The sequence below is a fragment of the Candidatus Poriferisodalis sp. genome (assembly GCF_965204125.1).
Classification (GTDB): Bacteria; Actinomycetota; Acidimicrobiia; order Acidimicrobiales; family Poriferisodalaceae; genus Poriferisodalis.
The window spans coordinates 3017613-3039800 of the sequence record NZ_OZ241968.1; the positions used below are offsets into that span (position 1 = coordinate 3017613).

The window sequence follows — 22188 nt, forward strand, 5'->3', positions numbered from 1 at the left end:
CGATGCCGACGGGCTCGCTCACGTCCGCCGATGACCCGGAGCCGGTCAGGGTGGTGTTCACCCCCAGCGGGCGGGCGGGCGCAGTGAAGGCCGGTACCACTGTGCTGGATGCCGCACGGGAGTTCGGTGTCGATCTCGACAGCGTGTGCGGCGGGCGCGGCATCTGCGGCCGCTGCCAGGTTGAGCCGTCGGTGGGCTCGTTTCCCAAGTGGGCCATCACCGCCGGCCCCGAAGCGCTCAGCTCGCCGGGTGGCACCGAGACCGCGTATGCGGGCCGGCGCCCGCTGGGTCCATCCGCACGGCTGGGCTGCCAGGCGCGGGTGCAGGCCGATGTCGTGGTGGACGTGCCGCCGGAGAGCCAACTGCACGGTCCGGTGGTGCGCAAGACCGTCGATGTCGGCGACATAGCGCTCGACCCGCTGGCGACGCTGCATGCCGTCACCGTGCCGCCGCCGACGCTCGACGAGCGTCGCGGGCTCGCCCAGGTCGTGATCGACTGCGTGGCCGACGAATGGGGCGTTCACCTGGCCGGCATCCTGCCGGGCGCACTCGCGGGGCTCCACGCATCGGTCGCTGCCGGCTCCCCCGACGACGCCGGCGGCCGGCTGGTGACGGTTGCGGTTCGCTGGAGCGGACCAGAGCGGAGCGAGCGCACCGGCATGGTGACCGCGGTATGGCCTGGAATAGCTACAGCGGCGCTCGGCGTTGCGATCGACATCGGCTCGACGACCATTGCGGGCCACCTGGTCGACCTGCACAGCGGTGACGTACTGGCTTCCGCCGGCCGTATGAACCCGCAGATCCGCCTCGGCGAGGACCTGATGAGCCGGGTGTCGTACGTGATGATGAACCCCGGCGGCGCCCAGGAACTCACTGCGCTCGTCCGAGACTCGCTCGCGGCGCTGATCACCGAGCTGTGCGCTGATGCCGGTGCTGAGCCTGACGCTGTGCTGGAGGTGGTGCTGGTCGGCAACCCGATCATGATCCACATCGCCCTCGGCATCGACCCGACCCCGCTCGGGCAGGCACCGTTCACCTTGGCGACCGACGCGGCCGTCGAGGTTGACGGGCCGGAGATGGACCTGCCGTGCCCATCGGCTCGCCTCTACGTCGCGCCCGCGATTGCGGGTCATGTGGGCGCCGACACTGCGGCGGCAGTGCTCGCTGGAGGGCCGTATCGTGACCAAGCCATCACCCTCCTGGTGGACGTGGGCACTAATGCCGAGATCGTGCTGGGCAACTCGGATGGCCTGTGGGCAGCGTCCAGCCCGACCGGGCCCGCATTCGAGGGCGCGCAGATCAGCTGCGGTCAGCGCGCAACGCCGGGAGCGATCGAGCGCGTGCGCATCGATCCGGCAACCTGGGCTCCTCGGGTGCGCGTCATCGGCTGCGACCTGTGGTCCGATGAGCCCGGCTTCGCGGAAGCAGTCGAACGGCGAGTCGCCGTAGGCGCTCGCAGCGCGGCAGCAGGCGTCACGGGAATCTGCGGCTCCGGAATCATCGAGGTCATCGCCGAGATGTACCTCGCCGGGGTGCTGTCGCCCGATGGGGTCATTGCAGCGCCGCCGGGCGAGGGCGAGCGGGCGTCCCGTGTGACCTCCGATGGCAGGACGTCGTCGTTCGTGCTGTACGAGCCCCCCGAAGGTGCCGACGGGCCCACCATCACCATCACCCAGAACGATGTGCGGGCCATCCAGCTGGCAAAGGCGGCGCTGCGCGCCGGCATCGACCTGCTGTGCGAGCACGCCGCGATCGAGGCCCCCGACCGTGTGCTGCTCGCTGGAGCCTTCGGGGCGCACATCGATCCGGTACGGGCGATGGTGCTCGGGCTCATCGGCGACTGCGACCCGGATGAGGTGCGGTCGGTCGGCAACGCAGCTGGCACCGGAGCTGTGCGTGCGCTGCTGTCGGGAAGCCAGCGGACCGAGATGGAACGGGTGGTCCGCAGCATCCGCAAGATCGAGACCGCCACCGAGCCCCGCTTCCAGGAGCTCTTCGTGGCTGCCATGGCACTCCCCCATGCCACGGCCCGCAACCCGCTGCTGGCTGCAGTGGTGGACCTGCCCAGCTCACCCCGTAGAACTGCGAGTCCCCACCACCGCACGAGACGACGCCGGGCGGTCCCGATGAGCGAGGAAGCATGAGCGAGCGACGACGGCGAGGAGGCGGTCGAGCGGCCCGCCAGGCCCAGCGAACGGCAGCCGACGTGGCATTCAACACCCACGTACAGCGGAGGCTGCCGCCGGTGAACGTGCTCGACACCGAGGGCCTGGCCCAGATCGAGGAGAACGCCGAGACGATCCTGTCCGAGGTGGGGGTCGCCTTCCAGGACTTCCCCCGGGCGCTTGAGCTCTGGCGTGACGCCGGCGCAGAGGTCGACGGCGAGATGGTCCGGTTCCCGCGCGGCATGTGCCGCGAGATCATTCAGGCCACCGCGCCGGCCACCTATGTCCAGCACGCCCGTAACCCGGCTCGGTCGGTGCCGATCGGCGGTGACGCCACCGTGTTCGCCCCCAACTACGGCTCGCCGTTCGTCACTGACCTCGATGCCGGACGCCGGTATGCCACCCTCGGCGACTTCGAGAAGGTGGTGAAGCTGACCTGGATGCTCCCCCACCTTCACCACAGCGGCGGCACGGTCTGCGAGCCGGTGGACGTCCCGGTCAACAAACGCCACCTCGACATGGTGTACGCGCACCTGCGCTACAGCGACAAGCCACTGATGGGCTCGGTGACGGCAGCCCAGCGCGCAGCCGATTCGGTGGAACTCTGCCGCATCGCCTTCGGCGGCGATCTGAGCGATCGCACCGTACTGACGAGCCTCATCAACGCCTCGTCACCGCTGCGCTGGGACGCCACCATGCTCGGCGCAGCCGAGGTGTACGCGCAGCACAACCAGGCATGCGTGATCTCGCCCTTCATCCTGGCCGGCGCCATGTCGCCGGTCACCGTGGCGGCGTTGGCCGCCCAGGCGCTGGCAGAGGCGCTGTCGGGCATAGCGTTCTGCCAGCTCGTGCGGCCAGGGGCCCCGGTGATCTTCGGCACGTTCGCATCCTCGATGTCGATGGCCACCGGTGCGCCTACGTTCGGCACGCCCGAGGCAGGTCTGGCGATCTACGTCATGGCCGAGCTGGCACGGCGTGTTGGGGTGCCGTTCCGCTCGGGTGGGCAGTTCACGTCGTCCAAGGCACCCGATGCCCAAGCGGCCTACGAATCGGCATCCACGCTGCTGCCGACGATCGCCGCGGGGGTGAACTTCGTGCTGCACGCAGCGGGCTGGCTCGAAGGCGGCTTGACGTTGAGCTACGAGAAGCTGCTGATGGACGCCGACCAGCTCGGGATGATGGAGGTGTACGCCCGGGGCGTTGACATGTCCGATAACGGCCAGGCGGTCGAGGCGTTCACAACGAACCCCCACGGCGACCACTTCCTGGGCCATCCGCACACCCTGGCCAATTTCGAGACTGCCTTCTACCAATCGTCCATCGCCGACAACAACAGCTTTGAGCAGTGGTCCGATGAGGGCTCGCTCGATGCGGCCCAGCGAGCCAACCGGCTGATGAAGCAGATGCTCGCCGACTACGAGGCGCCGCCCATCGACGACGCGATTGACGCCGAGCTGTGCGACTACATCGCCCGACGCAAGGCCGAAGAGCCCGACGCCATCGTGTAGCTGCACACGGTCTCAGGTGGCGACGACGGCGGTGACGCCGGCGACGGCGGCCACGATTCCGATGGACTGGCGCGCATTGAGGGAATCTTGGTAGGCGACCCTGCCGACGATGACGCTCATCACCGGGAACATCGATGCCCCAACCACGGTCGTAGGCGGGTCGAACCAGATGCCGACGATGTAGAAGATCGTCGCCGCGGCACTGGCCACACCCGTCAGCAACGCGAAGCCCATCACGTCGGGCGGGGGCAGTGCCGGGAGACCCCGCAGCGCGACCACAGCGGCCATGAGTCCCACTGAGGTCAGCCGCTGGCCGAACCCAGGCCAAGCCCCCGAGCTCTCGGACAGATCGACCAGCACGCTGAGCCCCACGCCGTACCCGAGGCCGGACAGCGTTGCCCAGACCGTTCCGGCCCCGACGTGCTTGCCCCGAGTGCCTCCTGCTGTCACCAGGCCGAGCCCTCCGAAGGCGACGGCGGCACCGATGATGCCGATGAGCGGCGGATCGTGGCCTCGCAGCGCTGTGTAGGCGAACGGGATGACGGCCGACAGCGTCGCCACGATGGGTGCAGCGATCGCAGAGCCGGCCCGGTCGAGCGACGTGTAATACAGCGCCAGGCCGGCACCGAGCCCGAAGCCCGACGCCAATCCTCGTACGAAGTCGTCCCCGGCGAATGAGCCCGGAATGAAAGGCAGGACTGCGATCGCCATCAGCGCAGCAGCGCCCTGGAACACGATCATCGCCGACAGCACGTGACAACGGGTCACCACCCGGCGCCCGAACAGGTCGCTCGTGCCGATGCTCAACGACGTGAGCAGGCCGAACAGCGCTCCCATCAGCAGGCCTCTGCGCGCAAACGAGGTTTCACCGGCGGAGTCTCAGCAGGGTCGCCACGGCCGCTGAGGCTCGAGCAGGAATGGGCAAGAAGTTGCCTTGAGCATCGACGCTCGGTCCAGCCACCAGCACGATGCGTGCCGTCACGAGCAGCGCGATCAGCACATGCGCTGCGGCCATCACGAGGTAGAACGCATTCAGCGTCACCGACATCGCGAGCGCGGCCACCGTCGGCCCGATCAGGGCACCGACGCCGTTCATGCGCACGAGCACGGCGCTGGCGCTGGCGCGCTGCTCATCTCGCAGCCAGTCGTTGGTCTGCGCCACGGCCATGGAGTAGATGGGGTAGGCGAATGCTCCCATCAGAGCCATCACGGCGAGGCCTGCAACTGTGCGCTCGTCGAGTGCGAGCATCGCCAGGCAGCCCGATGCCGCCGCAAGCGCAGCCAGCAGGATCACCAGGCGCCGAGGCACGCTGTCGGACAGGCGGCCAAGCGGGATCTGCCCGAACAGGCTGCCGATCATCGGCGCACCCACGAACAGTGCGACCTCGAAGGGCGTGAGCCCCCGGTTGGCGGCGTACACCGCTCCGAGACCCGAGATGGAGCCCAGCGCTCCGCCGACCAGGAATGCCACGATCACCCCGGTCGGCGCTGTTTGCAGCATTGCCCTCAGGCTGAGCGGCTCGGGCACGACCACTGGCGGGTTGGCCGAAGCCGACAGCGACATCGGAACCAGTGCCAGCGATACCAGCACCGAGGACATGGCGAACAAGGTGAAACCGTTCACGTCGGCTGTGGTGACCAGGAACTGGCCGGTCGCGATCGAGCCCATGGTGACGACCATGTAAGTAGCGATCATCTGACCGCGGTTGCGGTTGGTGGCCAGCTCGTTCAGCCATGTCTCGGCTACCACCACCAGCGCCGCGAGGCACATGCCCCACACCAGCCGGCATGCGCCCCAGACCAACGGGGTCACGAATACGGCCTGCACCAGCGTGACGCTGCTGCCCAGCGAGGCGAGTGCGGCGAAGACACGCACATGACCCACTTGACGCAGCAGCCGCGGCGCCAGCGCTGCGCCCACCAGGAAGCCGGCAAAGTTCATGGCCATGACCAGCCCAGCCACTGTCGAGCTGAAGCCTTCGCTTTCGGCCCGCACGCCCAGCAGTGTGTTCTGGAGCCCGTGCCCGGCCATGAGCAGGGTGATGCCGCCGAACAGCGCGGCGCTCCGGCTGAACCGGCCGGCGAGCGCCGGACCGCCGACGACCGGCGCGGCCTGATCGACGTCGCTCGACTGCTGCTGTTGCTGCTGCTCGGCGGCCAGTGTGCGTGCACGCCGCCGCACCCGTGCTCGCCGCGTCTGGCGTGCAGTGCTCGCTGCTCCGTCCTCGGAGGTCGGGGTCGGTTCAGGTGCTGGCGTCTGCGCCGACACCTGCGACTAGTGCTCCGCTGCCGATGTTGTGGGGGGCTCGAACGCTGGTGCGTGCACGTATTGCCAGCCGAACCGGCCCTTGATGCACAGATGGCCGCTGGTCACCGAGTGATCGGCAGGCGACGTGACTTTCACGATGCGTTCGTCCTGGACATGCAGCTCGAGATTGCATCCCACACCGCAGTAGGAGCACACCGTGCGGGTGACGGCTTGATCGTCGGGGCGCCACTCCCCCACGGCGCGCAAGTCGAACTCGGTGCGGAACTGCAATGCCCCAGTGGGGCACACCGCCACGCAGTTGCCGCAGTACACGCAGGCGCTGTCGGGGAGCTCGGCGTCGTATTCGGTGCGGATGCGGGCATCGAAACCACGTCCAGCCACTGCGATGGCGAAGGTGTGCTGGGCATCGTCGCCGCAGGCTTCGACGCACTTGTAGCAGAGCACGCAGCGGTCGTACGCACGGATGTACAAGTCGTCCTGGATGCGCACGGGCTCATCGACCCGTTCCGGTCCGGACTCTTCAAGCGGATCCCCGCCGCCGGGCACAGAGACATCGGCGCCGCCGTCGCTGCCTGAGCCGCCGTAGCGGTCGGGATCGGCGCCGTAGGTTCGTGACCAGTCGGCAATCTCCGACGCCTGTGAGAGGTCGTTCGCCGAACCGAGGAATTCCAGCACCATGCGCCTGCTGTGACGCACCCGCTCGGAGTCGGTGCTGATCTGCATGCCCGCCTCAGCTGGTCGTGAGCACGCCGGCACGAGCGTGCGAGACCCTTCGAGCTCCACCACACAGACACGGCAGACGTTCACTGGTGTGAGGTTGGGCGCCCAGCAGATGGTCGGCGTCTCGACATCGGCTGCCGTGCAGGCCGCCAGGATCGTCGCCCCCTCGGGCACCGTCACCTCGTGCCCGTCGATGCTCAGCGTCACCCGTGCTGGCTCGGCTTCGGGACGGGGGCTCTCGCCGGAACGAGTCATGACGCAGTGTCTCCTAGCAGACCCAGCCGCATGGCGGAGAGCACCGCCGAGGCCGCCGTATGGCCGAGCCCGCAGATGGACGCGTCGCCCATTGCGTCCGCGATATCTCCGAGCAGCTCACGCTGAGGCTCCGTGGACCGTCCTGTGCGACGGATCTGTGTCACCAGCTCGTGCTGGCGGACCGTGCCCACGCGGCAGGGAACGCACTGGCCGCACGACTCGTCGCGGAAGAACTTGGCCAGACGCTCGACCACGGCGCTCATATCGGCACTGTCGTTGAAGACCATCACCGGGCCCGAGCCGAGTGTCGTGCCTGCAGCCCGGGTGTCCTCCAGGGAGAGCGGCATCTCCCCGGCGTCAGATCCGACGAAGCTGCCGGCAGCACCGCCCAGCAGCACAGCGGCCAACGTTCCCTGCACACCCCCGGCCAACTCCAGCAGCTCGCCCAGCGGCATCCCGAAAGGAGCCTCGTACAGTCCGGGCCGACCGACGTGGCCGGACAGGCAGAACAGCTTCGTGCCCGGTGAGCCCTCAGTTCCCACGCTGCGGTACGCCTCAGGACCGATGCGCAGGATTTCATTCACGTTGAGCAGCGTCTCAGGGTTGTTCACCACCGTGGGGCGGCCGAACAACCCATGGGTCGTGGGGAATGGCGGCTTGTTGCGCGGCTCTCCCCGGAATCCCTCGAGCGAGTTGAATAGGGCCGTCTCCTCGCCGCAGATATAGGCGCCCGCACCCCTGCGCAACTCGATGTCGAACGGTTGCCCGGACCCGGCTGCGTCATCGCCGAGCCAGCCGGCGCTGTGGGCCTGTGCGATGGCATGCCGGAGGCGTTGGGTGGCCAGCGGGTATTCACCGCGTATGTAGATCCAGCCGTGCTCGGCGCCCACGGTCAGGCCGGCCACAGCGATGGACTCGATGATGGCCAAGGGCTCCAGCTCGCAGAGCAGCCGGTCTTTGAATGTTCCGGGTTCGGACTCGTCGATGTTGGCGACGACATGCTTGGGACCTTCGCCGTCGGCCACCGCTCGCCACTTGATGCCGGTGGGAAAGGCGGCCCCGCCGCGCCCCGACAGCCCGACTGCGGTCACCTGGGAGATGACTTCGTCGGTTCCGAGGCCCAGCGCTGCGTCGAGAGCTGCTCCCCCACCTCGCTCCCGGTACGCCTCCATCGACATGCTCTCGCTGCCGCCGTGGTCCCGTCCGATCATGTGCCGCAGCAGGCTGGGGGCTTCGGGAGCCGGCGCCGTGACGCTCACGAGCAGCGAATCAGGACCGCTGCCGTCTGCGGGGACGCGGTCGGGCTCGCGGCGACCCTGAATGAACACCGCCGGCGCCCGTTCGCACTGCCCGAGGCAGGGACCTTCGTGCACGGCATGACCCTGTGAGCGCAGGTGTTCCGCCAGGGGTGCGGCACCTGCCAGCGCGCAGATGGGATCGACGCAGACATGGCGAACGCTGAGCTCGTGGGCGGGGGCTTCGGTGCGGAACATCTCGTAGAACGTGGCCACGCCGTAGGCCTCCGCCGGTGGCACGCCCAGCGTCCGGCCGACGAAGTTGAGGCCGCCCGGCGAGATCCACCCGGCCTCGCGCTGGAGAGCATGCAGCGCAGGCAGCAACTGGTGCCGCATCTGCTTTCGCCGTTGCATCCCTGCGCGCACAACACGCGGATGGGAGACGACAACGGCGCCGTCGCTCGCCTCGTCGACGCTGAGTGCAGCCAGCACCGCTCGTCGCTCCGATGCGGTGGGCTCCGCATCGGAGAAGTGCAGGTCAGCCACCAGCGCCACCTGCCGCTGCGGTGCCAGATGCGCGGTCGGCGACGGCTGGGTCGGATGTACCGCCAGCGGCGGCAGTGAGAGGCGGCAGCGGGTCGATGCGAACGGCGGCGGCCTTGAACTCCGCCGTGCCGCTGCGGGCATCCCAAGCGTCGTTCGTGAGCAGGTTCGCATCCACCAGCTCCGGGAAATGGAACGTCGTGAAGACCAGGCCTGTGGGCAGGCGATCGGTGACATGCACGTCCATGTCCACCGAGCCCCGGGGTGAGCTCACACGCACCGTGTCGCCTTCGACGATCCCGATGTCCGACGCGTCGGCAGGGCTGATCTCGATGGCATCACCGGAGCGGATGGGCGAGGAATAGCCCGCAGACTGCGCGCCCGTGTTGTAGGAATCGAGCACCCGGCCAGTCGTCAGGCGCAGTGGGAACTGCTCGCTCAGTGCCTCTGCGGGAGGAAGATGCGTGACGGTCGAAAATGGTGCCGGCGCATGGCCGTCGAGGTCGGGTTCCCAGAGCCAGCCGTGCAGGAACTCGGTGCCGGGATGGTCGTCGTCGGGACAGGGCCACTGCAGGCCGCCGCTCGCCTCGAGACGCTCCCAGCTCATGCCGCCATGCAACGGCGACAGCGATCGCATCTCGTCCCACAACTCCTGCGCGGACGTGGCCGTCCACCGCGCGCCCATGTGCTGTGCCAACTCGCTGATGATGTGCACATCGTCGCGTGCGTCACCCTGGGGAGGCACCGCAGCACGCACCCGCTGGACACGGCGTTCGGAGGAGGTGACCGTTCCCTCGCTGGAGGACCAGCCCGCAGCCGCAGGCAGCACTACGTCAGCCATCCGTGCGGTACGCGTCAGCGAGATGTCCTGCACGACCAGCAGGTCCAGCCCTTCGAGCAGCTTGCGGGCGTGAGCCACGTTGGCTTCGGAATCGGCCGGGTTCTCCCCGATGACATAGAGGGCCCGCAGCTCGCCGTCTTCCATGGCTTCGAACATCGCGGTGAGGTGCTTTCCCGGGACGGGATTCAGCTCACAGCCCCAGGTGCTCTCGTAGCGAGCCCGGACCTGGGGGTCAGTGAGGAGCTGGAACCCGGGCAGTCGATCGGGCAGGGCACCCATGTCGCCGCCGCCCTGCACGTTGTTCTGGCCTCGCAGGGGCACCAGGCCCGAGCCGCGCCGGCCGACATGGCCGGTCAGCAGCGCCAGGTTGCACAGCGAGAGCACGTTCTCGACCGCCGTGTGGTGCTCGGTGATGCCCAGCGTCCACAGGATCTGCGCTCGGTCGGCCGTGGCATAACGGTGGGCCATCTCCGCGATGGCCTCTGCTGGCACGCCGGTCAGCCGCTCGCCCTCGTCGAGCGTGAATGGCTCCACCGATGCTGCGTAGGCATCGAACCCCGTCGTCGCGTGATCGATGAAGGACTGGTTGTGCATTCCGCGGGCGATGATCTCGCGAGCCACGGTGTTGGACAGCGCGATGTCTGTGCCCACGTCGAGGCCGAGCCACACGTCGGCAAATTCGGCCGAGGAGGTTCGGCGGGGATCCACTGCGTACATGGCAGCGCCGTTGTCGAGGCCGCGCAGCAGGTGATGGAAGAAGATCGGATGGGCCTCGCGGGCATTCGATCCCCACAGCAGGATCACATCGGTCTCGGTGATTTCCTGGTAGGAGCACGTTCCGCCCCCGAGTCCGAACACTGTCGCCAGACCGACGACCGACGGAGCGTGTCAGGTGCGGTTACAGGAATCGATGTTGTTGGACTTCAGCACCGTCCGCATGAACTTCTGGGCTGCGTAGTTCATCTCGTTCGTGCTCTTGGAGCACGAGAACATGCCGACACCGCCGGCGCCGTGCTGCTGGGTGGCCGCCCGCAGCCCCGATGCGGCACGGTCGAGCGCATCGTCCCAGCTCGCAGGGCGCAGGACGCCGCCGTCGCGCACGAGGGGCGTGTCGAGTCGCGCGAGAGGTGCCTGGCGCCCCCCTGATCGTGCACTGTTCCCCCGAGGCATCGCCCCTCCTCGATACGCCTGAGTGCCGTGATCCAGAATTCTATGCTGTCCCCGGACTCTTTACCGTGACTACAACAGTTTCACCCTGACTACAGATTTGCTGCCCCGTATCGGCAGTGTGGCGTTCCGTAGAGCAGAACAGTTCCACAATACGGCACAAAAATACCGTCAACCGACAGGTCCATGCTGCCCGCGGGCTACCGTGGAGCCGGTGCAGTCGATCTCTCGCGCGTTCGCTGTCTTGCGGGCATTGGCCGTGGGTCCGCAGGGTGTCACCGACGTAGCCGATCACGTCGGGCTGCCGAAGAGCACGGTGGCCCGGCTGCTGACATCGCTCGAAGCAGTCGACGCCGTCGTCCAGGACGACGCAGGCGGCGACTACCGGCTCGGACAGGGACTCATCGACATCATCGGGGCTGCCGGTGCAGATCGGAGCCTGCTGGCCGCGGCACGACCGCACCTGCACAGCCTGGTCAACCAGGTCGGCGAGACGGCCGGCGTGAGCGTTCGTGCAGATCGGACGGTGTACTACCTCGACCAGGTCGAGCCCGAATCCGAGGTGCAGGTGCGGTCGTGGACGGGCGAGTACTGCCCGATGCACTTGGTGCCTTCGGGGCTCGTGTTCTTGGCCCATCTCAGCCCGGGAGCACTCGACGAGTACGTGCGCGCCGGCCTCGAGGCAACGACCGCGAACAGCATGGTCGATGCCGAGGCGTTGAAGACTCGGCTGAGCCAAGTCGCCAGTGCCGGATATGTCTGGGTGTACGAGGAGTTCGCCATCGGGATCAACTCGGTGGCTGCTCCGGTGTTGAACGAAGAGGGGGCGGTGGTGGCGGCCCTGCATGTTCACGGCCCCGCGTACCGTTTCCCCGATCCGAACAGCACCCACGACATTGGCCTTGTGCTCATCGAGGCTGCGTCGAACTTGGCCGAGCACCTGGCCGGACGAGCGCCGCTGCCGGTGTAGCCGACTCAGCTTGAGCTGGGGCGGTCGCGGCGGCGGCGGATCTCGTCGCAGATCGCGGGCACGACCTCGTGCAGGTCTGCAATGACGGCGTAGCCCGCTTTGGTGACCATGTTGGCTTCCGGGTCGATGTTGATCGCCAGGATGTTCTTCGAACCCATGGCGCCGACCCAATGCTGGATGGCACCCGAGATGCCGCAGGCGATATAGATCTCCGGGGCGATGCGGGTGCCGGTCTGGCCGACTTGGTCAGCGTGCGAGCGCCAGCCGTTGTTGGTCACCGCTCGCGAGCAACCGACGCGGCCGCCGAGCAGTTCCGCAAGCTCTTCGAGCGCTGCGAACCCGTCTGCTGAGCCGACGCCTCGGCCGCCCGACACCACGACCGGCGCGGTGGACAGCGTGACGCCCTCGGCCAGCGTCACCCGATCGCGGACCAGGGTCTGCTGCACTTCAGGCCCAAGGTCGGGCTCGAAATCGGCAACAGCCGCTGGGACGGGACCGCCTTCGCACGGCTCGGCCTCGATGGAGTGCTGCGCAATAGTCAGCAGCGGCAAGGTCGAGGTGAGGGTCACGTCCTCGAGCAGCGAGCCGCCCCACTGGATGCGAGTGATGTGCCACGCATCGCCGCCGGGGGGGCCGGACGGCGCATCGGCCAGCGAGCCTGCTGGCGACACGTTCACGCAGTTGGCCACGAGCGGCAGGTCGGTGCGGGCGGCGAGCTGGGCCATGGCCTCGGCACCACGATCGGTTCCCGCCGCCACGACGGCCACAGGCCCCGCAGCCTCGACGAACATCGCGAGCCCAGCGCCCCAGGCATCGGGTCCGTAGTCGGCCAGGAACGAATGGCGTCCGCAGTGCACCACAGCGGCGCCATAGTCGGCGCAGGCGGCAACGAGATCGGCGCCGTGCGCATCGAACAGGTCGCCGTCGCCCAGGATGACGGCTACGAGATCCGTGTTCAGGTCCGAGGCGAGCGAGCGGGCCGCAGTCAGGGCTTCCAGGGCACCGCCTGAGGGGACACCACGGTCGTGGTCGATCAGGACAGCGACGGCGCTCACAGCACCCCCAACTCGTCCAGCAGGTCCACCACAGCGGGTGCTGCAGCGGCACTGTCGCCGAGTTGCACGGTGGTGCTGGCACGCTCGGGCGGCCGGTGCAGCCGAACCCGTGACTGCCCGCCCGCGTCAGCATCGGCGGCGCAGTCGAGCACCTGGATCTGGGCCTTGCGCGAGGCGAGACGCCCTTTCATGGTCGGATAACGAGGCAGGTTGATGCCTTCCTTGACCCCGAGTGCGCAGGGGGCCTCGAGCTCGTACACCTCGTAGCCCGCATCGGTCTCGCGGCGAGCGGTGAAGCCTCGCTCGTGGGGGTCGATGCCCTTGATGCCGTTCACGATCGGGCGCCCGAGCGCGTGCGCCACCCGGATGCCGACTTGGAAGTTGCCCCCGTCGGCAGATTCGTTGCCGAACAGGATGAGGTCGAACTGCCCACCGGCGGCCTCGAGCTCCCGCACAGCGGAGGTGATCGCGACGGCCGTTCGTTGAGGGTCCCAGTCGAGGCCGCCGTCCGCGATCACCAGTGCGAACTCGCTGCCGCCGACGCTGGCCGAATAGCGCAGCTGCTCGGTCGACGCCTCGGGACCCAGCGTGAGCACCACGACGGCATGGTCGTCGCCGTCGAGCCGCTCGACGATCTGCGCGGCCTCCTCCACCGCGCATTCCTCATGCGGGCTGGTGGTAAAGCCCAAGTGGGCAGTATCGACCTGCTGGCCGTCTTCGGTCACGTTGATACGCGAGCCCACAGCGGGCACTCGCTTCACGCACACCAGGATGCGCACCGGCGCGCCCTCAGGCCTTCATGCGGCTGTCGTCGGGATCGAACAGCGCCAGATTCGCACCCGTCGCCGCCACCGTTACCGGGTACTGCTCATGTTGATACATGACAGACAGCTCCGTGCCCACGGTGGCCAGCTCCGGCGGCAGGTAGGCCATTGCCAGGTAGGCGCCGAGCGATGGTGCGTTGCCCGCGGTGGTGACGCGGCTGACCCTGCCGTGCGAGTCGACGATCCGCTCCCCCGCCGCTGTCAGCACAGGCTCGTTGCCGGCCCCCATCGGGAAGCGGTCGTAGCCCTCGGCACAGCGCAGGCTCTCGAAGCGCAACATGGAGAGCTGGGCTGCCGGCGGCGCCTCCCGGGCCGCCAAGTAGGCCTCCTTGCCGACGAAATCAACAGCTTTCACCCGCGGCCGGGCCAGGCCCGCTTCGACCGGGTTGTAATCGCTTTCGAGCTCGGCACCCATGAGCCGGTAACCCTTCTCAAGCCGCCCGGTGGTGCCGTACACCCCGGCACCGACGGGCCGCAGGTTGAATTCGCGCCCGGCCTGTGCAATGACGTCCCACAGGGCCAGCCCAGCGCTCGTCGGGCAGTAGATCTCGAAGCCCGCATCGCCGACATAGGAGATGCGGAACATCTGCACCGGGATCCCCGAGAGCAGTGCATCGCGCACTTGGCCGTAGCCGAAAGCCTCCTGAGACAGGCTGGTCTCGGTCAGCGTCTGCAGCAGTGCGATCGCATTGGGGCCCCATACGCCGTAGGTGGCCAGAGCCTCAGTGCGATTCTCGAAGTGAACGCCATCGGCGGGGAGATTGTGGCGGAACCAGTACTCGTCACGACCGCCGTCGAATGCGCCCGTGGCAATGCGGAAGCGGTCCTCGGACAGGCGCACGATCGTGAGGTCGGAACGGAAGCCGCCGTCGGCGGTGAGCACCGGGGTGTAGATCGAGCGTCCGACTGGCAGGTCGCACTTGTTGACCACCATCTTCTCGATGTAGGGCACGACGCCTGGGCCTGACACCTCGAATACCTGGAACGGCGAGATGTCCACCAGCCCGCAGTGCTCCCGCAGGTGCAAGTGCTCGGCATCGGTGATGGGACTCCACCAGCGAGCATCCCACTCGTGGGTACGGCCCTCGATGCCGTAGTGCTCGACGAGGTCGGCATTCGATTCGTACCAGTGCGGCCGCTCCCAGCCGCCGGCCTCGAAGTAGTAGGCACCGAGGTCATCGGTGCGGGCCTTGGCCGGCCCACAGGTCAGGTTGCGGCGCGTCGCCCACTGCTCGCGAGGATGCACGATGCCATAGGTCTTGTTGAAGTGCTCGTCGGCCCTGGTCTCGATGTGGATGACGTTGCGGTCCTGTGGGTAGAAGCGCGTGACGTCCGAGCCGTGGGGGTCAGTCATACGGGGATAGCCGTAGGTCATCCACTCGGCCATCAAGCGCCCCACACCGGGTCCTTCTTTGACCCACACCGCCGCCACCGACCACAGGTTCTCGACCTCTGGTGTCGGGCCCAAGACCGGCGAGGCATCGGGCGTCAGCGACAGCAGGCCGTTGATGGCGTACTTGATCTCGCCGTCACCCAGGAACTCCATCAGCTCGATGGCCTGCTCGAGCTGTTCGTCGAAGTCATCGGGTGTGAACGGCATCTCGGTGGGGCTGAGGGCTGCTTCCTCGTTGGAAGGGATGTCCTCCACACGGTGCAGGATCGGCCGGTGGGCGTAGCTGCCCACCTCCATGGAGCCGGCCGACTGGCGCTCATAGCAGAAGGTGTCCATGTCACGCACGATCGGGTAGGCCAGCTCCTGATTTGTCTCAACGAGCACGTCGAACGGGCCGACATCGACCATCTGGTGGACCGCAGGCGTGAGCGGGATGGTGGCCCCGGCCAACTGCGCGAGTTTGGGGCTCCACACACCGCAGGCGATCGCCACCGTGTCGCACTCGATACGGCCGCGGTCGGTCACTACTGCGGAGATGCGGGGGCGGTTCGGTCCGGCCACGGTCTCGATGTCGAGCACCTCGGTGTTGGCGAAGGTCTGCAGGTGGCCGGCCTCGGTGGCTCGGCGGCGCATCTGTGTACCCGTCTCCAGCGAGTCCACTGCCGAGACACTGGGGGTGTAAAAGCCGCCCAAGATGACATCGGCGTCGATGAACGGCACCATCTCGACGACCTCGTCGACCGTGAGCAGCTTCGACTCGATGCCCCAGCACGTCGCCGAGGTCATGCGGCGACGGAACTCCTCCATGCGCTCGGGGCTGCGTGCCACTTCGATGCCGCCGCACGTGTTCTGCAGACCCAGTGCCTCGTACTGGTGCTGGCTGTCGACCGTCAGATCGACGATCTCCTTGGAGTGATCGACGGGGAAGATGAAGTTCGACGCGTGGCCGGTGGATCCGCCCGGATTGGGGAGCGGGCCCTTGTCGAGGAGCACGATGTCGGTCCAGCCGAGATCGCTGAGATGGCCGACCAGGCAGTTGCCGACGATGCCTGCACCAATGACGACACAATCTGCCCGCGCCGGAAAGTCACTCATAGCTCTCATCCCCCGCCATTGCTGGTCAACAGCATGCCGCAGCACCGCTGCCGCATATCGCTGCTATGGATCGATGCTGTTCTGTATGATGGAACAGTTCCGCTCAGCGGAACAGCAACTAGGGGAACAGTAGCCGAACGACCCGGCAATTGACGACATCGAACCGGTGGCGCAGCGAGGCCGCGAGGTTCTGGCAGGGTGTAGAGGGCTCAATTCGTGTGGGGGTGCACGGCATGGCGACAACAGGCGGATTTCCAAGTGATCTCGAGATTGCATCGGCTGCACAGATCCGGCCGCTGACCGAGATCGCGGACGAGGCGGGCATCCCGCTGGACTACCTGGAGCTGTATGGCACCGGCGTGGCCAAGGTCAAGCTGGAGGCCGTCGAAGCGATGGCTGACCGGCCCCGCGGGCGCTACGTGGTGGTGACGGCCATCACCCCGACGCCGCTCGGCGAGGGCAAGACGACCACCACGGTTGGGCTCGGGCAGGCGTTCGGACACATTGGGCGAACCGCCACCATCGCCATCCGGCAGCCGTCGATGGGTCCCACCTTCGGCATCAAGGGCGGAGCGGCCGGCGGCGGCTACAGCCAGGTGGTGCCGATGGACCTGTTCAACCTGCATCTCACCGGCGACATGCACGCCGTCACTGCAGCGCACAATCTCTGCGCCGCCATGCTCGATGCGCACCTCTACCACGGCAATGAGGCCGGCTTCGATATTCACAACATCACTTGGCGCCGGGTGCTGGATGTCAACGACCGGGCCTTGCGGAACATCACCATTGGATTGGGCGGCCGCCTCGACGGCATCCCCCGCGAGTCGGGCTTCGACATCACCGCTGCCTCGGAGGTGATGGCGACGCTCGCGCTGTGCACCTCCATGTCAGATCTGCGTGCCCGGCTCGGTCGCATCGTGCTGGGCTACACCAAAGGCGGCGAGCCGGTGACCGCCGAGGACATCGGCGCCGCCGGGTCGATGGCGGTGCTACTGCGCGAAGCCATCAAACCCAATCTCATGCAGACCTTGGAAGGATCCCCGGCACTCGTGCACACGGGTCCCTTCGGCAACATCGCGACCGGCAATTCCTCGATCGTTGCCGACCAGATCGGCATCGGCACGTCCGACTTCCTGCTCACCGAGGCGGGCTTCGGTGCCGACATGGGTGCGGAGCGGTTCTTCAACATCAAGTGCCGGTACTCGGGTGTCTCGCCCGACGCCGCAGTGATCGTGGCGACCGTGCGTGGCCTCAAGGCTCATTCGGGCAAGCACCGGATCGTGGCCGGGCGACCGTTGCCGCCGGCCCTGCTCGAAGCCAATCCTGACGAGGTGCACGCCGGCGGCGACAACCTCCGCAAACAGCTCGAGAACGTGCGGATGCACGGTGTCTCGCCGGTGGTGGCGATCAACCAGTTCCCCGGCGACCATGAGGCCGACCTTGCCGCCATCGCCGACATCGCCGCCGAGTACGGCGCCCGCTCGGCCCGCTGCACTCACTTCGCCGACGGCGGCTCCGGCGCGGCCGGCCTTGCCGAAGCCGTGGCCGAGGCTGCCGAGGAGCCGACGGACTTCTCGGTGCTGTACCCCGACGACATGTCGCTGCGCGACAAGATCCGCGCTGTCGCGACCAACGTGTACGGCGCAGACGATGTGAGCTACACCGCCCGGGCGAACCGCGAGATCGACGGCTATGAGCGCAACGGCTTCGGGAACCTGCCGGTGTGCATCGCCAAGACCCACCTGTCCATCTCGTCGGATGCCTCGCTCAAGGGCGCCCCGACCGGCTGGACTCTGCCGGTGCGTGAAGTGCGGGCGTCGGTTGGTGCCGGGTTTGTGTACCCGATCTGCGGCGACATGCGCACGATGCCCGGGCTCGGACGTGACCCGGCGGCGCGCCACATCGACCTCGATGCCGATGGCGACATCGTCGGCCTGAGCTGATCGGAGCCGTTGTTGTTGAAAGATGCTTCTGGTCGCCGTCGGCTGCTGCAGCACGCTCAGTGGGAGCTCATCCCGTTGCGCAATCTGGCGGAGCAGCTGCCGCACCTGCCTCCCCAGTCACCGGTATCGGTGACGGCGTCGGCGTCCAAGACGCTCGAGGACACACTGGACCTCACTGCCGAGCTGTGTGCACTGGGCCACCACCCGGTGCCCCATGTCGCAGCTCGCATGGTCGCCAGCCGTGATCACCTGGAGGAACTGCTGGGTCGCATCGAAGCGATGGGCCTCAGCGAGATATTCCTGGTCGGCGGCGACGTCACCTCGCCTGCCGGCCCATTCGACAGTGCCGTCGGGCTGCTCGAAGCGCTGCGCGAAGTCAGTCACTCGCTCGTTCACATCGGCGTCACGTCCTACCCCGAAGGGCATGCGCTCATCACCGACGCGGTGCTGCATGAAGCGCTGCACGTCAAGCAGGTGCTGCTCGCCGAGGCGGGTATCGAGGGCCACGCAGCTACCCAGATGTGTTTCCACCCCAAGGCCATCCTGGAATGGCTGGCCGCCGAGCGCGACAGCGGATTCAACCTTCCCGTGCATCTCGGCATTCCCGGAGCGGTCGATCCGGCACGGCTGCTGCGGATCGGCACTCGGCTGGGAGTCGGCGCGTCCCTGCGCTACCTGCGCAAGAACACCGGGGCTGTGGCTCGCATGCTGCGCCCCGGGGGCTATGACCCGAGCGGGCTGGTCGACCGGATCGCCCCCCACGCGGAGCGGCTCGACATAGCCGGCCTGCACGTCTTCACCTTCAACGCGATCGCCGACACCGTCGCTTGGCGCGAGACAGCGCTCGCCGAGACCTCCTCACGCCGGAGGTGAGCACGAGCCGTCTGACGCTGCCGGCGGGGCTGCTCGCCGGGTTCGAGATAGCACTGCTCGCAGCATTGGGCATCGCGCATCGCGTGTACTGGCAGGGTGATGTCGGGATCACCTACGTGGTCTTCGCCATGTTCCTGTCGACCAATCTCGTGATCTGCTTCTGGGAGATCTGCCTCTTCTTCCGGCGCGACTACATCGAGTCGCGGTCTGCCTACTGGCAACAGCAACGGCTGCACACCGGCAGGAGCCCGGCACTGGCGTTCCTCACGTCCAAGGTTCCGCTGCGGTCAGCGTTCTCCCCGACTGTCTGGGCCGACGTGTGGGCCGCCTATTCGGTGTACGACGGTTCGTATGCCGATCGCCGTACCTACGGATTCAACGTGGACGTGGGCAATGGCTTCATCACGGCCATGCCCACGCTGATCTTGTACGCAGCGTTCACGACGGAATTCCTGTCGCCGCTTGCGGCAGGAATCCTCGGGATCATGTTCTTCTGGCAGTGGACGTATGCGACGTCCATCTACTTGGTGAGCTTCTTCATTGCGAAGCGCCACCGAGACATCAGCAGGGGCGACCTGTACAGCATGATCCTGAGCTTCAACGCGCCTTGGATCGTGGTGCCGCTGCTGGGGCTGTACGTCTCCATCCGCCTCGTCGTCGACGGCAGCTACAGCGCCTTAGGCGGTTGAAGGCGACGCTCTGCGCCGGTGCTCCGGCAGGGCAGGTGCGGGCTCTTCGGAGATGCTGAAGTGGACTGCCGCGGCCGCGACACCGAGTGCGGCCGCCAGCCACCACCACAGGTCGTATGAGCCAGTGAGCTCGCGGATCTCGCCACCTCCCCAGGAGCCGAGGAATGCGCCGATCTGATGGGACAGGAAGACGAAGCCGAACAGCGTTCCGGCCCTGCGCACGCCGAATTGGCCCAGCACGATGCCCGAGGTCAAGGGCACGCTGGCGAGCCACACAATCCCGATCACCACGCCGAACCCGAGGGCCACGACGGGAGTCACCGGCAGCAGCACCAAGCCGGCGAAGGCCAGCGCCCGGGTGCTGTACATGATGCTCAGCAGCCGGCTCTTCGCGAATCGCATGCCCAGCGCACCAGCAGCAAACGCTCCCACGATGTTGAACAGGCCGACAAGCGACCACGACATGTTGGCGACGGCGGTATCGAGGCCGGCGTCGGTGAGCGTCTTGGGCAGGTGCACGCCGATGAACGTGACGTGAAAGCCGCAGACGAAGAACGTGCAGTTGACCAGCAGGTAGTCGCGATGGCGGGCCGCCCTCGCCAGCGTTGTCAGGAGTGACTCGTCGTCCTGTGGTGGCATTTCGACGGATTCGGAAGGGCCAGATCGGGTGCGCAACGGCCCGACGAACAACCCGATGGACACCGTCACGACGGCCAAGACGGTCAGTGCACTCCGCCAGCCGAAGGCGCTGATGACCGCGCCGGTCAGCGGCACGAGCACGAAGTGCCCGAGCGAGCCGCAGGCGGTGGCCACGCCCAGCGCCATCGAGCGACGGTGGGGGTCCACCAACCGGCTCATCGAAGAGAGCACGACCGCGAACGACGCTGCAGACATGCCGAGGCCGACGATCACACCGCCGCCGAGATGCAACCCAGCGGGCCCGTTGGCTGCTCCCATCACCAGCAGGCCCCCCGCATAGGCGATGGCGCCCACAAGCAGCGTGCGCGCTGCGCCGTATCGATCGGCGATGGTGCCCGCAAGCGGCTGACCCAGGCCCCACACGAGGTTCTGCAGCGCAACGGTCAGCCCGACCGTGCCGATGCCCACGTCGAGTGCTCGATCGATGGCGTCGGGGAACAGACCCATGGTGGCCCGCACACCCAGCGTCAGCGCTGTGATGATGCTCCCAGTGATCAGGATCGGCGCGATCGAGGTCTTGCCGGTCCCGGGGCGCACCGGATCAGGGTATGGCTGGGGTCCGATGCTTGCTCAGCGGGAGTTGATCTGTCGGACGCCGTACACCGCTTCCATCTCGCCCAGCTCGCTCAGCACCTTGCGTGACGGCCGGCGAGACACCCGGATGGTGGCTACCGCGGCGTGGTGCTTGGGACCGGCCAAGATCTCATTGCGCATCTGCAGCACGTTGATGCCGCTGGCGCGCAAGGCCATGAGGATCCCCGCCAGCACGCCCACCTGATCGCGGTGACGGACGACGATGGTGCTGCGACCCAATGGCCGCTCTGCGCGGTTGACGCAGTTGACCACATCGCCTGCAGTGAATGCCTCGAGTACCTCGACGACGCCGTCGGCAATGTCTTCGGACGCCTGCACCGTGGACGCGCCGACGTGATGCGTGCCGGTGACCCGCGGGTGGGACGCCAGCAGCGAATGCCAGTCTGGGTCGGCGCCGGGCGGTTCCCCGCGGAACACATCGAGTCCTGCCCGCATCCCTCGCTCGTCCAGGGCGCGCAGCAACGCCTCCTCGTCCACGATCTCGCCACGGGAGGTGTTGAGCAGGATCGCCTCGTCCGGCATCTTCGCCAGGAAGTCGGCATCGACAAGTCCGCACGTCTCGGGCGTGGCGGGCAGATGTACCGAGACGATGTCGGCGCCTGCCAACAGGCTGTCCCAGTCGGGATGGATCTCGATCTCGAGTTGCTTCATTTCAGCCAGCAGGCTCGCGGAGCGATCCGAGCGGTACAGCGCCGAGAGCTCGATGCCGAATGCCGCAGCGCGATGGGCGACCTCGATGCCAATGGCGCCCATGCCTACGATCGCCATCCGGCGGCCCTTCAGACCTGTAGCTCCCATGTACTGGGACTTGTTCCAACGGCCCTCATGCAGGTCTGACGTGGCATCGGGGATCTGCCGGTCCACCGCCAGCAGCAAGCCCATGGTCAGCTCGGCGACAGCCACGGCGTTTCGGCCCGGCACGTTGCAGATGTATATGCCGTACTTGCTGGCCCCGTCACAGTCGATTGTGTCGGTGCCGGCACCGGCTCGTAGCACCATGCTGAGCCGGTCGGCGGCCTTGAACACCTTGCGCTTCACTTCGGTGCTGCGCACCACAAGAACCTCGATGCCCTCGATGTGGTCGGCAAGATCGTCCGCCGTCAGCTCGGGCTTGACGACGCACTCATGGCCCGCCGCCTCGAGCCGGCCCAAACGTCCGGTGTCGATCTTGTCGGCAAACAGAATGCGCATCGGCGTCACCGCTAGGACAGGGTGTGCGGTCACAGCGCCGCCGCAGCAGCCGCCGGGACATATACCCGCATGTTCAGCCAGTGTGCCAAACGCGCGACCCTGCGCGGTGCCACTGTTTCTCCCGCTCCTGTTCCCCATTCTCATGTGATGGGGCTCACG

16 protein-coding genes are annotated in these 22188 nt (G+C 67.3%); 6 read left to right on the top strand and 10 right to left on the bottom strand.

All coding sequences use genetic code 11. The features are described 5' to 3' along the window. The first annotated feature begins 2 nt into the window (after nt 1-2). A complete protein-coding gene (locus ACOGXD_RS13925) occupies nt 3-2144 on the top strand; it encodes an ASKHA domain-containing protein (RefSeq protein ID WP_419915617.1) in 2142 nt (713 codons plus the stop codon). After that, the gene (locus ACOGXD_RS13930; RefSeq protein ID WP_419915618.1) at nt 2141-3673 is read left to right on the top strand and encodes a trimethylamine methyltransferase family protein; all 1533 of its coding nucleotides are present in this window, start codon (nt 2141-2143) and stop codon (nt 3671-3673) included. The genes ACOGXD_RS13925 and ACOGXD_RS13930 overlap by 4 nt, the downstream gene beginning before the upstream one ends. Nucleotides 3674-3685: 12 nt before the next feature. On the opposite strand, the gene ACOGXD_RS13935 is transcribed toward ACOGXD_RS13930, so the two are convergent. From ACOGXD_RS13935 to ACOGXD_RS13955, 5 genes are all read right to left on the bottom strand, one after another. After that, entirely contained in the window at nt 3686-4510 is an 825-nt protein-coding gene (locus ACOGXD_RS13935; protein ID WP_419915619.1) for an EamA family transporter, read from the bottom strand. Nucleotides 4511-4538: 28 nt separating this feature from the next. Continuing rightward, entirely contained in the window at nt 4539-5855 is a 1317-nt protein-coding gene (locus ACOGXD_RS13940; RefSeq protein ID WP_419915620.1) for an MFS transporter, read from the bottom strand. Between the two features lie 93 nt (nt 5856-5948). Next, nucleotides 5949-6917: a 2Fe-2S iron-sulfur cluster-binding protein gene (locus ACOGXD_RS13945; protein ID WP_419915621.1), complete on the bottom strand. Its 969-nt coding sequence runs from the start codon at nt 6915-6917 to the stop codon at nt 5949-5951. Then, nucleotides 6914-8698: an NADH-ubiquinone oxidoreductase-F iron-sulfur binding region domain-containing protein gene (locus ACOGXD_RS13950; protein ID WP_419915622.1), complete on the bottom strand. Its 1785-nt coding sequence runs from the start codon at nt 8696-8698 to the stop codon at nt 6914-6916. Before ACOGXD_RS13950 ends, ACOGXD_RS13945 begins: the two co-directional genes overlap by 4 nt. Then, complete coding sequence (locus ACOGXD_RS13955) at nt 8691-10706, bottom strand: molybdopterin oxidoreductase family protein (RefSeq protein ID WP_419915623.1); 2016 nt, start codon at nt 10704-10706, stop codon at nt 8691-8693. Before ACOGXD_RS13955 ends, ACOGXD_RS13950 begins: the two co-directional genes overlap by 8 nt. 211 nt (nt 10707-10917) lie before the next feature. On the opposite strand from ACOGXD_RS13955, the gene ACOGXD_RS13960 reads away from it, so the two are divergent. Continuing rightward, entirely contained in the window at nt 10918-11673 is a 756-nt protein-coding gene (locus ACOGXD_RS13960) for an IclR family transcriptional regulator (RefSeq protein ID WP_419915624.1), read from the top strand. Nucleotides 11674-11678: 5 nt separating this feature from the next. Here ACOGXD_RS13960 and ACOGXD_RS13965 read toward each other — a convergent pair whose 3' ends face one another. The 3 genes from ACOGXD_RS13965 to ACOGXD_RS13975 are packed head-to-tail and all read right to left on the bottom strand — an operon-like array spanning nt 11679 to nt 16040. Continuing rightward, complete coding sequence (locus tag ACOGXD_RS13965) at nt 11679-12728, bottom strand: electron transfer flavoprotein subunit alpha/FixB family protein (RefSeq protein WP_419915625.1); 1050 nt, start codon at nt 12726-12728, stop codon at nt 11679-11681. Then, a complete protein-coding gene (locus tag ACOGXD_RS13970; RefSeq protein WP_419915626.1) occupies nt 12725-13489 on the bottom strand; it encodes an electron transfer flavoprotein subunit beta/FixA family protein in 765 nt (254 codons plus the stop codon). Before ACOGXD_RS13970 ends, ACOGXD_RS13965 begins: the two co-directional genes overlap by 4 nt. A 28-nt stretch (nt 13490-13517) precedes the next feature. Continuing rightward, nucleotides 13518-16040 carry an FAD-dependent oxidoreductase gene (locus ACOGXD_RS13975; RefSeq protein ID WP_419915627.1) on the bottom strand — a complete coding sequence of 841 codons (2523 nt, stop codon included), beginning with the start codon at nt 16038-16040 and terminating at the stop codon, nt 13518-13520. A gap of 233 nt (nt 16041-16273) precedes the next feature. Between ACOGXD_RS13975 and ACOGXD_RS13980 the strand changes: the two genes are divergently transcribed. The 3 genes from ACOGXD_RS13980 to ACOGXD_RS13990 are packed head-to-tail and all read left to right on the top strand — an operon-like array spanning nt 16274 to nt 19545. After that, nucleotides 16274-17983: a formate--tetrahydrofolate ligase gene (locus tag ACOGXD_RS13980; RefSeq protein ID WP_419915628.1), complete on the top strand. Its 1710-nt coding sequence runs from the start codon at nt 16274-16276 to the stop codon at nt 17981-17983. 15 nt (nt 17984-17998) lie between these two features. Continuing rightward, nucleotides 17999-18856, top strand: a complete 858-nt coding sequence (locus tag ACOGXD_RS13985) for a methylenetetrahydrofolate reductase (RefSeq protein ID WP_419915629.1) — start codon at nt 17999-18001, stop codon at nt 18854-18856. Further along, nucleotides 18853-19545, top strand: a complete 693-nt coding sequence (locus ACOGXD_RS13990) for a hypothetical protein (protein ID WP_419915630.1) — start codon at nt 18853-18855, stop codon at nt 19543-19545. The genes ACOGXD_RS13985 and ACOGXD_RS13990 overlap by 4 nt, the downstream gene beginning before the upstream one ends. Here ACOGXD_RS13990 and ACOGXD_RS13995 read toward each other — a convergent pair. Continuing rightward, nucleotides 19534-20781 (bottom strand): MFS transporter, encoded by a 1248-nt coding sequence (locus ACOGXD_RS13995; RefSeq protein WP_419915631.1) that lies wholly within the window; start codon nt 20779-20781, stop codon nt 19534-19536. The two genes, ACOGXD_RS13990 and ACOGXD_RS13995, sit on opposite strands and share 12 nt — an antisense overlap. A gap of 33 nt (nt 20782-20814) precedes the next feature. Continuing rightward, entirely contained in the window at nt 20815-22029 is a 1215-nt protein-coding gene (locus ACOGXD_RS14000) for an NAD(P)-dependent oxidoreductase (protein ID WP_419915632.1), read from the bottom strand. Between the last annotated feature and the right edge of the window lie 159 nt (nt 22030-22188).